The sequence below is a fragment of the Cupriavidus sp. FW216-B1 genome (assembly GCF_058789195.1).
This window is the reverse complement of sequence record NZ_JBYTEL010000029.1, coordinates 60,336-71,902: the sequence shown is the minus strand read 5'-3', so window position 1 is coordinate 71,902 and position 11,567 is coordinate 60,336. Positions and strand designations below refer to the sequence as shown.

Annotated in this window: 11 protein-coding genes; 10 read left to right on the top strand and 1 reads right to left on the bottom strand. The window is 67.4% G+C overall.

Going from position 1 to position 11,567, the window contains the following annotated elements; all coding sequences use genetic code 11:
- Window positions 1–184: 184 nt before the first annotated feature.
- Window positions 185–886 carry a Bax inhibitor-1/YccA family protein gene (locus AC3WXD_RS32420; protein WP_059413352.1) on the bottom strand — a complete coding sequence of 234 codons (702 nt, stop codon included), beginning with the start codon at window positions 884–886 and terminating at the stop codon, window positions 185–187.
- 352 nt (window positions 887–1,238) lie between these two features.
- Between AC3WXD_RS32420 and ndk the strand changes: the two genes are divergently transcribed.
- The 10 genes from ndk to hfq all read left to right on the top strand — a co-directional run bounded on the left by ndk (window position 1,239) and on the right by hfq (window position 11,443).
- The gene (gene ndk, locus AC3WXD_RS32415) at window positions 1,239–1,664 is read left to right on the top strand and encodes a nucleoside-diphosphate kinase (protein ID WP_020205282.1); all 426 of its coding nucleotides are present in this window, start codon (window positions 1,239–1,241) and stop codon (window positions 1,662–1,664) included.
- 53 nt (window positions 1,665–1,717) lie between these two features.
- Complete coding sequence (gene rlmN / locus AC3WXD_RS32410; protein ID WP_020205283.1) at window positions 1,718–2,887, top strand: dual-specificity RNA methyltransferase RlmN; 1,170 nt, start codon at window positions 1,718–1,720, stop codon at window positions 2,885–2,887.
- Window positions 2,884–3,663, top strand: a complete 780-nt coding sequence (pilW, locus tag AC3WXD_RS32405; protein WP_029044098.1) for a type IV pilus biogenesis/stability protein PilW — start codon at window positions 2,884–2,886, stop codon at window positions 3,661–3,663. Before rlmN ends, pilW begins: the two co-directional genes overlap by 4 nt.
- Complete coding sequence (locus AC3WXD_RS32400; RefSeq protein WP_492325474.1) at window positions 3,656–4,675, top strand: RodZ domain-containing protein; 1,020 nt, start codon at window positions 3,656–3,658, stop codon at window positions 4,673–4,675. Before pilW ends, AC3WXD_RS32400 begins: the two co-directional genes overlap by 8 nt.
- Window positions 4,676–4,736: 61 nt before the next feature.
- Window positions 4,737–6,029, top strand: a complete 1,293-nt coding sequence (ispG, locus tag AC3WXD_RS32395; RefSeq protein ID WP_059413355.1) for a flavodoxin-dependent (E)-4-hydroxy-3-methylbut-2-enyl-diphosphate synthase — start codon at window positions 4,737–4,739, stop codon at window positions 6,027–6,029.
- 40 nt (window positions 6,030–6,069) lie between these two features.
- Entirely contained in the window at window positions 6,070–7,443 is a 1,374-nt protein-coding gene (hisS, locus tag AC3WXD_RS32390) for a histidine--tRNA ligase (RefSeq protein WP_492325473.1), read from the top strand.
- A gap of 74 nt (window positions 7,444–7,517) precedes the next feature.
- Window positions 7,518–8,150 carry a YfgM family protein gene (locus tag AC3WXD_RS32385; RefSeq protein WP_020205288.1) on the top strand — a complete coding sequence of 211 codons (633 nt, stop codon included), beginning with the start codon at window positions 7,518–7,520 and terminating at the stop codon, window positions 8,148–8,150.
- A 97-nt stretch (window positions 8,151–8,247) separates the two neighbouring features.
- Window positions 8,248–9,426, top strand: coding sequence for an outer membrane protein assembly factor BamB (gene bamB / locus AC3WXD_RS32380; protein ID WP_492325472.1), 1,179 nt, complete (start codon window positions 8,248–8,250; stop codon window positions 9,424–9,426).
- Window positions 9,427–9,650: 224 nt separating this feature from the next.
- Complete coding sequence (der, locus tag AC3WXD_RS32375; protein WP_492325471.1) at window positions 9,651–10,994, top strand: ribosome biogenesis GTPase Der; 1,344 nt, start codon at window positions 9,651–9,653, stop codon at window positions 10,992–10,994.
- Window positions 10,995–11,203: 209 nt separating this feature from the next.
- Window positions 11,204–11,443, top strand: coding sequence for an RNA chaperone Hfq (hfq, locus tag AC3WXD_RS32370; RefSeq protein WP_017229727.1), 240 nt, complete (start codon window positions 11,204–11,206; stop codon window positions 11,441–11,443).
- Window positions 11,444–11,567 lie beyond the last annotated feature (124 nt).

Genomic DNA, 11,567 nt, shown 5'->3' with positions numbered 1-11,567 from the left:
TCTTTGCCTACTTTCTTTTCGGGGAAAAGAAAGTAGGTCGCTCCGGGGGAGCGAAAGCCTTTGACTTTGATGTTGACGTTAAAGCAGTTGACTTTGACGTTAATTCATTAAGAAAAAGCCAGCACGGATTGCGCTGGCTTTTTCGTTTCAGTAGAGGAGGGACAGGGCGGCCCGGCCGCCCATCTCAATCGCGATTGCCGCCAAAGATCCCCAACAGCGCCAACAGGTTGGCAAACACGTTATACACATCCAGGTAAATCGCCAGCGTGGCCGTGATGTAGTTCGTCTCGCCGCCATTCAGCACGCGTTGCACGTCGAACAGGATGTAGGCCGAGAAGATGCCGATGGCGATCACCGACACGGTGATCATCAGCGACGGCAGTTGCAGCCAGATGTTGGCGACGCTGGCCAGGATCAGCAGGATCACGCCGACGAACAGGAATTTGCTCAGGCCGGAGAAGTCGCGCTTGCTGACCGTGGCGACGGTCGCCATCGCGCCGAATACCGCCGCGGTGCCGCCGAAGGCATACATGATCAGCGCCGGGCCGTTGGAGAACTGCAGCACGGAGCCGATCAGGCGCGACAGCATCAGGCCCATGAAGAACGTGAAGGCCAGCAGCAGGACCACGCCCATGCTGCTGTTCTTGGTCTTCTCGATGGCGAAGAAGAAGCCGAACGCGATGCCCAGGAACAGGATCAGCGACAGGCCGGGGCTGCCCCGCATCAGGCTGAAGCCGCTGGTCACGCCGATCCACGCGCCGAGCACGGTGGGGATCATCGAGATGGCGAGCAGCCAGTAGGTGTTGCGCATTACCCGATTGCGGACCACAACGTCGCTGGTTGCGGTGCCGCTGCCGAAACTGTAGGTGTTCAGCTTGTTGTCCATGGTGACTCCTGTTTCAAAACGGTGAGGCGCCGGGCTGACCCGGACGGGCACAACGCCAATGTGGCATCGCACCGGGCGAATTGCAAGGGCTTGTGAAACGTAATCGCCACTTTGTCATCAAGGTGTAATCTCGCCTCGCGCGTGGCCAACGTTCATTCGATTATCGGCCGCGACAGGCGTTCCCTCCACGCCGAACAGAAATAAAGTGGCGCGATGGTCACGTGAGGCGGATGGCTTCGCCGGTGGCCGGGGGCAGTGCGCCGGCAGCGGAGTCGTTCTCGAAACCATAACTGTCTCGTGCTAGAATTGCACGTTTATTCCAATTGTAACCCCTTCATTTTTCGGAGTTTTTATGGCGATCGAACGCACCCTGTCCATTATCAAGCCGGATGCCGTGGCCAAGAACGTCATCGGTCAGATCTACGCTCGCTTCGAGGCCGCCGGCCTGAAGATCGTGGCTGCCAAGATGGTTCACCTGTCGCGCGGCGAAGCCGAGCAGTTCTACGCCGTGCACAAGGCCCGCCCGTTCTTCAAGGACCTGGTGGACTTCATGGTTTCCGGCCCGGTCATGATCCAGGCCCTGGAAGGCGAAAACGCCATCCTGACCAACCGCGACCTGATGGGCGCCACCGACCCGAAGAAGGCCGACAAGGGCACCATCCGCGCCGACTTCGCCGACAGCATCGACGCCAACGCCGTGCACGGCTCGGACGCGGCGGAAACGGCTGCCGTCGAAATCGCCTTCTTCTTCCCCGGCATGAACGTTTACAGCCGCTGATTGTCTGGTCTATTTCACAAGACTAGACTGCTTCTGAAGTCGATACTGCCGTCATGAACCCTCTCGTCAACCTGCTCGATCTGGATGCGGACGCGCTCACCGCCTATTGCGGCGAGCTCGGCGAGAAGCCGTTTCGTGCGCGGCAGTTGCAGCGCTGGATCCACCAGTTCGGCGCCAGCCGCTTCGACGCCATGTCGGATCTCGCCAAGTCGCTGCGCGAAAAGCTCGCCACGCGCGCCGAGATCCGCTCGCCGGCCGTCATCACCGACCACCTGTCGGCCGACGGCACGCGCAAGTGGCTGCTCGACGTCGGCGCCGGCGACGCGGTGGAGACGGTGTACATCCCCGAAGAGACGCGCGGCACGCTGTGCGTGTCCTCGCAGGCCGGCTGCGCCGTCAACTGCCGTTTCTGCTCGACCGGCAAGCAGGGTTTCTCGCGCAACCTGACCACCGGCGAGATCATCGGCCAGTTGTGGATGGCCGAGTTCGCCATGCGCACCCAGCTCGGCCGCGGCCCCAAGGACGACCGCGTCATCTCCAACGTGGTGATGATGGGCATGGGCGAGCCGCTGCTGAACTACGACCAGGTGGTCCCGGCCATGCGCCTGATGCTGGACGACAACGCCTACGGGCTGTCGCGCCGGCGCGTGACGCTGTCCACCTCCGGCGTGGTGCCGATGATGGACCGGCTCTCGAAAGACCTGCCGGTCGCACTGGCGGTATCGCTGCACGCATCGAACGATCCGCTGCGCGACATGCTGGTGCCGCTCAACAAGAAGTATCCGCTGGCGGAACTGATGGCGGCCTGCCGCCGCTACCTCGAGTTCGCGCCGCGCGATTTCATCACCTTCGAATACTGCATGCTGGACGGCGTCAACGACGGCGTCGAGCATGCGCGGGAACTGCTGAAGCTGGTGGCCGACGTGCCATGCAAGTTCAACCTGATCCCGTTCAACCCGTTCCCGGAATCGGGTCTCAAGCGCTCGAACAACGAGCAGATCCGCCGCTTTGCCCAGGTCCTGATGGACGCCGGCATCGTCACCACCATCCGCAAGACGCGCGGCGACGACATCGACGCGGCCTGCGGCCAGCTTGCCGGCGAGGTCAAGGACCGCACCCGGCTGGCCGAGCGCGGCAAGTTCGGCAAGATCACGCCGATCGTCGCCGCGCCGGTAGCGAGCGCGCCGGGCGCCGGCCAGCCGCGGGAGGCTCGCCCTGCATGACGCGTCTGATAGTCGCAGTCCTGACCGGGCTGGTGATGCTGTCCGCCTGCCAGCTACCGCCCCCGGCGAAGCCGGACCTGCAGACCGCGTCTGACCAGACCGATCGCACGCGGCGCGCCACCATCCGCCTGCAGCTGGCCACCAGCTACCTGTCGGCGGGGCAGTACAGCGTGGCGCTGGACGAGGCCAAGCAGGCCATCGCCATCGACCCGACCCTGGTCGACGCGTACCATATCCGCGCGCTGGTCTACATGAACATGAACGAGCGCGCGCTGGCCGAGGACAGCTTCCGCAGCGCGCTGTCGATGCGCCCCGACGACGGCGACGTGCTCAACAACTACGGCTGGTTCCTGTGCCTGAACGGCCGTTACCGGGAAGCGGTGCCTTACCTGGAGCGCGCGGTTTCGGCGCCGTCGGCGAGCGGCCCGGCCAAGCCGCTGACCAGCCTGGGCGCCTGCCAGTTGCGCAACGGCGACGGCGAAGCCGCGGAGAAGAGCCTGTTCGGCGCGCTGCGCTACGACCGCAACAACCCGGAAGCGAACAGCAACCTCGCGCTGCTTTATTACCAGCGCGGCGACTACGCGCGGGCGAAGGAGTACGCCGCGCGGGTCAACAACAGCAGTTTCGTCAGCGCGCAATCCCTCTGGCTGGGCGCGCGCATTGCCCGCCGCCAGGGCGACGCCGCGACGCAGAATGCCCTGGTGGGCCAGTTGCGCAGCCGTTTCCCCGACTCGCGTGAGTTGACCGCATACGAACAAGGAGCATGGGATGAGTGAGCAAGAGCGCGCCGAAAGCCAGACTGCGGCGACCGGGCACGTGGGCGGCGTGGCCGCCGACGCCGGCCGCGAGGCGGTGGCGCGCGAGATTGGCGAGCGCCTGGCGCAGGCGCGCAAGGACCAGCGTTTTTCGCTGGAAGACGTCAGCGCGCGGCTGAAGGTGGCGGCGCACAAGCTGGCCGCGATCGAGCAGGGCGACGTTGCCGCGCTGCCGGACGTGACCTTCGCCAAGGGCGTGATGCGCGCCTATGCCCGCATGCTCCATATCGACATCGACGCGCTGCTCGCGCGCTTCCACGCGCAGGCGGTGCCGGTGGTGGAAATCGGCATGCGCCGCGAAGGCGGCCTCAACGAGAGTTTCGACGACCGCAACCGCTTCGGCTCCAGCAGCTCGGGCGGGCGCTGGATCTGGCTGGCCCTGGTGGTGGCCCTGATCGGCGGCGGCGCCCTGTTCGGGCTGGATCATTTCAAGCAATGGCTCGAGGCGCGCAAGGAAGGCCTGAGCGCGCCGCCGGCCGTGGAAGCCACGGCGCAGCCGGGCGGCGAGCCCGGCACCGTCACGGCGGCGCTGCCGCCGGTGATGGCGGCCTCGGACGCGCCCGCGCCGTCCGAGGCGCTGCCCGCCAGCGGCCCGGTGGTTGCCGAGACGCCTGCCGCGCCCGCAGCGCCGGTGACGCCTGCGCCTGCCGCGCCCGTCGCCGCGAGTCCGGCGCCGGCGGTGGCCGCGGCGCCCGTCGCACCGGTGGCACCCGCGGCGCCGGCCGCCGCGGGCGGCGGCGAGCTGCGCATCCGCTTCGCCGCCGAGACCTGGTACGAGATCCGCGACCGCAGCGGCAAGGTCGTCCTCGGCGGCACCGCGCGCGCCGGCGAGGACCTGAGCGGTGGCGGCACGCCTCCCTACAAGGTCGTGATCGGCAACGTGAAGGGTGTCGAATCGCTGACCCGCAACGGCACGCCGGTCGATCTGGCGGCCTCGAACCGTAACAACGTGGCGCGCCTGACGCTGCCCTGAATGCCGTTTCTCCCGGCCCCGCGCAAGACGCGGGGCCGGGCAAGGTGAAGGTGGTAATGCTATGAATCAACAGGACTCCATGCCGGTACTGCCCGGCCCGCTACCCCGCCGCAAGACGCGCCAGGCGCGCGTGGTGTGGGGCGACAACGTGGTCACCATCGGCGGCGGCGCGCCCGTGCGCGTGCAGTCGATGACCAACACCGACACGGTGGACGCCATCGGCACCGCGATCCAGATCAAGGAGCTGGCGCGCGCCGGCTCCGAGATCGTGCGCATCACGGTCAACACGCCCGAGGCCGCGGCCGCGGTGCCCGCCGTGCGCGAGCAGCTCGACCGCATGGGCGTCGACGTGCCGCTGGTGGGCGACTTCCACTACAACGGCCACAAGCTGCTGCAGGACTATCCCGAGTGCGCCGCGGCGCTGTCGAAGTACCGCATCAACCCCGGCAACGTGGGGCAGGGCGCCAAGCGCGACACGCAGTTCGCGCAGATGATCGAGATGGCCATCCGCTACGGCAAGCCGGTGCGCATCGGCGTGAACTGGGGCAGCCTGGACCAGTCGCTGCTGGCGCGCATCATGGACGAGAACGCGCAGCGCGCGCGGCCGTGGCCGGCGCAGAACGTGATGGTCGAGGCGCTGATCACCTCGGCCATCGAGTCGGCGAAGAAGGCCGAGGAGATCGGCCTGTCGGGCGACCAGATCATCCTGTCGTGCAAGGTCTCGCAGGTGCAGGAGCTGATCGCGGTGTACCGCGAGCTGGCCAGGCGCTGCGACTACGCGCTGCACCTGGGCCTGACCGAGGCCGGCATGGGCAGCAAGGGCATCGTCGCCTCCACCGCGGCGCTGTCGGTGCTGCTGCAGGAAGGCATCGGCGACACCATCCGCATCTCGCTGACGCCGGAACCGGGCGCGCCGCGCGAGAAGGAAGTCTACGTGGGGCAGGAAATCCTGCAGACGATGGGCCTGCGCAACTTCACCCCGATGGTGATCGCGTGCCCGGGTTGCGGGCGCACCACCAGCACGACGTTCCAGGAACTGGCGGCCAGCATCCAGGGCTACCTGCGCGAGCAGATGCCGGTGTGGAAGACCGAATACCCCGGCGTGGAAGAAATGGACGTGGCCGTGATGGGCTGCATCGTGAACGGCCCGGGCGAAAGCAAGCACGCCAACATCGGCATCTCGCTGCCGGGCTCGGGCGAATCGCCGGCGGCGCCGGTGTTCGTCGACGGCGTCAAGGTCAAGACCTTGCGCGGCGAGCGCATCGCCGAGGAGTTCCAGGCGATCGTCGACGACTACGTGCGCACCCACTATGGCAGCAACGCCGGGCGCGCAGGCAATGAGGTGGCGGCCTGATCCGTTGCGGACAGGGCGACACAGGGAAAGACAACAGAAGATGAATCAACCCGTGAATCCGGCGGCCGGCGAAGGCCGGGCTGACAACAAGGCCAAGGCCGCCAAGGCCCTGCAGGGCGTCAAGGGCATGAACGACATGCTGCCCGCCGACGCGCCGCTGTGGGAGCATTTCGAGAACGCCGCGCGCGCCATGCTGCGCGCCTACGGCTACCAGCAGGTCCGCACGCCGATCGTCGAGCACACGCAACTGTTCGTGCGCGGCATCGGCGAAGTGACCGACATCGTCGAGAAGGAAATGTATTCCTTCACCGATTCGCTCAACGGCGAGCAGCTCACGCTGCGCCCCGAGGGCACGGCCGCCGCGGTGCGCGCCACCATCGAGCACAACCTGCTGTACGACGGCCCCAAGCGCCTGTGGTACACCGGCCCGATGTTCCGCCACGAGCGCCCGCAGCGCGGCCGCTACCGCCAGTTCCACCAGCTGGGCGCCGAGGCGCTCGGCTTCGCCGGCCCGGACGTGGACGCCGAGATCATCCTGATGTGCCAGCGCCTGTGGGACGACCTGGGCCTGGTCGGGGTGCGGCTGGAGCTGAACTCGCTGGGCCAGGCGCATGAGCGCGCCGCGCACCGCGAGGAGCTGATCAAGTACCTGGAAGGCTTCCAGGACATCCTCGACGAGGACAGCAAGCGCCGCCTCTACACCAACCCGCTGCGCGTGCTGGACACCAAGAACCCGGCGCTGCAGGAGATGGCGGCCAACGCGCCCAAGCTGATCGACTTCCTGGGCGAGGAGTCGCTGGCCCACTTCGAGGGCGTGCAGCGCCTGCTCAAGGCCAACAACATCCCGTTCAAGATCAACCCGCGCCTGGTGCGCGGGCTGGACTACTACAACCTGACCGTGTTCGAGTGGATCACCGACAAGCTCGGCGCGCAGGGCACCATCGCCGGCGGCGGGCGCTACGACCCGCTGATCGCGCAGATGGGCGGCAAGCCGGCGCCGGCCTGCGGCTGGGCGATGGGCATCGAGCGCATCATCGAGCTGATCCGCGAGGAAGGCCTGGTGCCCGAGGCCGAGGGCTGCGACGTCTACCTGGTGCACCAGGGCGAGGCGGCCGCCGAGCAGGCCATGATCGCCGCCGAGCGCCTGCGCGACGCCGGCCTCGACGTGCTGCTGCACGCCACGCCGGACGGCAAGAGCGGTAGCTTCAAGTCGCAGATGAAGCGTGCCGATGCCAGCGGCGCGGCCTATGCCGTTATCATTGGCGACGACGAAGTGGCGGCCGGCACGGCCCAGGTCAAGGATCTGCGCCAGGGCGCGCAGGGCGGACCGGGAGACGCTGGCGCGCAGATCACGGTGCCGGCGCAGGCGCTGGTCGACCACATCATCGACGCGATGGTGGGCGCGAGCGAATAGGGCCGCCGGACAGCACGACCAGGGGCCGCGGCGCGGCCCCGCTCATACCAACACACGCGGGTGGATCCCTCGACATGGCTTACGATCTAGAAGAACAGGAACAGCTTGAGAGCCTCAAGGCCTGGTGGCGCCAGTACGGCAATGCCGTGACGTGGGTGCTGATCGCCGGCCTGCTGGCCTTTGCCGCCTGGAGCGGCTGGAATTACTGGCAGCGCAAGCAGTCGGGCGAGGCCGCGCTGCTGTACGAGCAGGTCATCAAGGCCGCCGAAGGCCGCGACGCGGAGCGCGTCAAGCGCGCCGCCGGCGACCTCGAGCAGAAGTTCGGCAAGACCGCCTACGGCCCGATGTCCGCGCTGATGGCGGCCAAGGTGCTGTACGATGCGGGCGACCTGGCCGGCGCCAAGACCCAGCTGCAGTGGGCGATCGACCACGGCGACAGCGAATACGCCCACCTCGCGCGCGTGCGCCTGGCCGGCGTGCTGCTCGACGAAAAGGCCTACGACCAGGGCCTGGCGCTGCTCAAGGACGAGCCGCCGGCATCGTTCGCGGCCTTGTATGCCGACCGCCGCGGCGACCTGCTGGCCGCGCAGGACAAGCGCGCCGACGCGCGCACGGCGTACCGGCTGGCGCTCGACAAGCTCAGTGCCAACGACGCGGCCATGCGCCAGATCATCCAGTTCAAGCTCGACGCGCTGGGCACCGCCTGAGGGCGGCGCTTTCCGGCGCGCCGGCGCGCGGACCCGCCGCCCGGGGGCGGGCGGGTCCGCGGTTTTGCGTTTCAACCCAATTCAGGATCGGAACCCCATGACGTCATCGTTTCCCGGCACGGCCAAGAACCAGCAACACGGCAATTTCGTCCGCGCCCTGGTGGTGGCCGCCGCTTGTGCCGCCACCCTTGGCGGCTGCTCGCTGTTCAGCAAGAGTGACAAGCGCACGCCGGTCGATCTCAAGCCGATCACCCAGACCCTGTCGGTGCGCCAGGCCTGGCGCGCCAGCGTCGGCAAGAGCGGCCCGTACACGCTGCAGCCGGCCGTGGCCGGCGGCACGGTCTACGCGTCCTCCAACGGCGGCAAGGTGATGGCCTTCGACGGCACCACCGGCCGCACGCTGTGGGAGGCCCGCACCGACATCGACCTCACCAGCGGCCCCGGCAGCGACGGCTCGGTGACGGCGGTGGCGGGCGAAAAGGGCGCCGTGTTCGCCTTCGACAACAGCGGCAAGCAGATCTGGAAGAAGCAGGTCAACGGCGAGGTCCTGTCCGCGCCGCTGGTCGGCAACGGCCTGGTGGTGGTGCGCACCACCGACACCCGCGTGCTGGGCCTGGACGCGCAGACCGGCGAGCGCCGCTGGATCTACCAGCGCTCGCAGACGCCGCTGAACCTGCGCGCGGCGATGGGCATGACGTTCGCCGGCGACGGCATCGTGATGGGCTTCCCGGGTGGCAAGCTCGGCGTGCTGGCGCCGGGCAACGGCGTGCTGCGCTGGGAAAGCACGGTGTCCTACCCGAAGGGCGTGTCCGAGATCGAGCGCCTGAACGACGTCACCGGCCAGCCGGCGGTCAGTGGCCGCCAGGTCTGCGCCACCACCTTCCAGGGCCGCGTGGCATGCCTGGAACTGGCCAACGGCCAGCCCCAGTGGGGCAAGGATTTCTCGTCGCCGACCGGCCCGACGCAGGACGACACCTCGCTGTACGCCAGCGACGAGCGCTCGGTGGTGCATGCGTTCGACCGCCAGAACGGCAACGAGCGCTGGAAGAACGACCAGTTGCTGTACCGCCGCCTGGGCGCGCCGCTGGCGCTGGGCCGCTCGGTGGTGATGGGCGACTATGAAGGCTACGTGCATTTTCTTTCGCGCGAGGACGGCCAGTTCCTGGCCCGCCTGAAGACCGACGGCAGCGAGATCACCGCCGCGCCGGTGGTGGCGGGCGCGTCGATGGTGGTGCAGACGCGCGACGGCAACCTCTACGGCTTCGTGCCGGACTGAGGCGCCGCGACGATGAGGGCGCGCCCGTGCACCTGTCGGCACGGGCCGCGCCGATCCGGTAGCATGATCCGGCGGATCGTGCAGGTGAACGAGGCCGGGTGGCAAGGCCAGCCCGGTTGCCCGACAGGAAACGTGGCCAGGCGCGCGGCGCCCGGCCGTCGGACCCACATCACTCCGGAGTTCCTGGGGGGCGGCATCTGCCGGCCCCCATTTCCGTTTATTGCATGAAACCAGTTATCGCTCTGGTCGGCCGTCCCAATGTGGGCAAGTCGACGCTATTCAACCGCATGACCCGCTCGCGCGACGCCCTCGTCGCCGACCTGCCGGGGCTCACGCGCGACCGCCACTACGGCGAGGGCCGCATCGGCGAGCGCCCGTTCATCGCCATCGACACCGGCGGCTTCGAGCCGGTGGCCAAGGACGGCATCGTCGCCGAGATGGCCAAGCAGACCCGCCAGGCGGTGGTCGAGGCCGACGTGGTGATCTTCCTCGTCGACGGCCGCCTCGGGCTGGCGCCGCAGGACCGCGTGATCGCGGACTACCTGCGCAAGACCGGGCGCCGCGTCATGCTGGCCGTGAACAAGGCCGAGGGCATGAAGTACACCACCGTGGCGGCGGAGTTCTACGAGCTTGGCATGGGCGATCCCTATGCCATCTCCTCCACGCACGGCGACGGCGTGCGCGAGCTGGTCGACGAAGCGCTGGAGCTGGCGGTCAAGGAGCGCCCGGAGCTGGCCGAGGAAGACGAGCACGCGCAGCGCGGCGTCAAGATCGCCATCGTGGGCCGCCCCAACGTGGGCAAGTCCACGCTGGTCAACACGCTGATCGGCGAGGAGCGCGTGATCGCGTTCGACATGCCCGGCACCACGCGCGACGCCATCTACGTGGAGTTCGAGCGCGGCGGCAAGCCCTACACGCTGATCGACACCGCCGGCCTGCGCAAGCGCGGCAAAGTGTTCGAGGCGATCGAGAAATTCTCGGTGGTCAAGACGCTGCAGTCCATCGCCGACGCCAACGTGGTGGTGCTGCTGCTCGACGCCCAGCAGGACGTTTCCGAGCAGGACGCGCACATCGCCGGCTTCATCGTGGAATCGGGCCGCGCGCTGGTGGTCGGCGTGAACAAGTGGGACGGCCTCGACGGCCATGCGCGCGACCGCATCAAGCACGACCTCGAGCGCAAGCTGCAGTTCCTCGACTTCGCCAACTTCCACTTCGTGTCGGCGCGCGAGCGCACCGGCATCGGCGCGCTGCTGCGCTCGGTGGACGAAGCCTACGCCGCGGCGATGGTCAAGCTGCCGACGCCGCAGCTCACGCGGATCCTGCAGGAAGCGGTGGAGTTCCAGCAGCCGCGCCGCGTCGGCGCGACCCGCCCCAAGCTGCGCTACGCGCACCAGGGTGGCTCCAATCCGCCGATCATCGTGGTGCACGGCAATTCATTGTCGGGCATCGCGGACAGCTACCGGCGCTATCTCGAAAATCGCTTCCGCATGGCCTTCAAGCTCAAGGGCACGCCGCTGCGCATCGAATTTCGCACGAACAAAAACCCGTATGCGGACTCGAAGGATTGAGTCGGGCAGCGGGGCAGCCTGGCGGGCAAGTTTCGTTTGCGTTCGTTTGGAACTGAGGCTAAATTCTCGGTAGCGGGGGGTTCCCCGCGAGACGATGCTGGCTTGGTACCGTTTTTGATCTTTTTTTGGCGCGGTTTGCGCCGCTCGACTTGAATCGGGGATGAACGTCCCCATCATCCATCACTAAATCTATAATTTTGGAGTGTGCCATGAGCAACAAAGGGCAATTGCTACAAGACCCGTTCCTGAACGCGCTGCGCAAAGAGCACGTGCCGGTTTCAATCTACCTCGTCAATGGCATCAAGCTGCAAGGCAATATCGAGTCGTTCGACCAGTACGTCGTCCTGTTGCGCAACACCGTGACGCAGATGGTTTACAAGCATGCGATTTCCACCGTCGTGCCCGCGCGCGCCGTGAATTTCCGCGTGGACGATACGGCCGAGGGCTGATCCTTTACCGTTATTCCCATGTTCACGGCTGGCCCGCCGCCATTGCGGCAAGGCCACCGCGAACCGGTGCCGCGCCGGGGCCTGAAATCCCGGCGCGACGCCAGCAACGACACCGGCCATCCGG

Excerpts from the sequence above, each read along its gene's own strand:
- AC3WXD_RS32420 (WP_059413352.1), bottom strand. The coding sequence starts at position 886 with ATGGACAACAAGCTGAACACCTACAGTTTCGGCAGCGGCACCGCAACC.
- ndk (WP_020205282.1), top strand. The coding sequence starts at position 1,239 with ATGGCGATCGAACGCACCCTGTCCATTATCAAGCCGGATGCCGTGGCC.
- rlmN (WP_020205283.1), top strand. The coding sequence starts at position 1,718 with ATGAACCCTCTCGTCAACCTGCTCGATCTGGATGCGGACGCGCTCACC.
- pilW (WP_029044098.1), top strand. The coding sequence starts at position 2,884 with ATGACGCGTCTGATAGTCGCAGTCCTGACCGGGCTGGTGATGCTGTCC.
- AC3WXD_RS32400 (WP_492325474.1), top strand. The coding sequence starts at position 3,656 with ATGAGTGAGCAAGAGCGCGCCGAAAGCCAGACTGCGGCGACCGGGCAC.
- ispG (WP_059413355.1), top strand. The coding sequence starts at position 4,737 with ATGAATCAACAGGACTCCATGCCGGTACTGCCCGGCCCGCTACCCCGC.
- hisS (WP_492325473.1), top strand. The coding sequence starts at position 6,070 with ATGAATCAACCCGTGAATCCGGCGGCCGGCGAAGGCCGGGCTGACAAC.
- AC3WXD_RS32385 (WP_020205288.1), top strand. The coding sequence starts at position 7,518 with ATGGCTTACGATCTAGAAGAACAGGAACAGCTTGAGAGCCTCAAGGCC.
- bamB (WP_492325472.1), top strand. The coding sequence starts at position 8,248 with ATGACGTCATCGTTTCCCGGCACGGCCAAGAACCAGCAACACGGCAAT.
- der (WP_492325471.1), top strand. The coding sequence starts at position 9,651 with ATGAAACCAGTTATCGCTCTGGTCGGCCGTCCCAATGTGGGCAAGTCG.
- hfq (WP_017229727.1), top strand. The coding sequence starts at position 11,204 with ATGAGCAACAAAGGGCAATTGCTACAAGACCCGTTCCTGAACGCGCTG.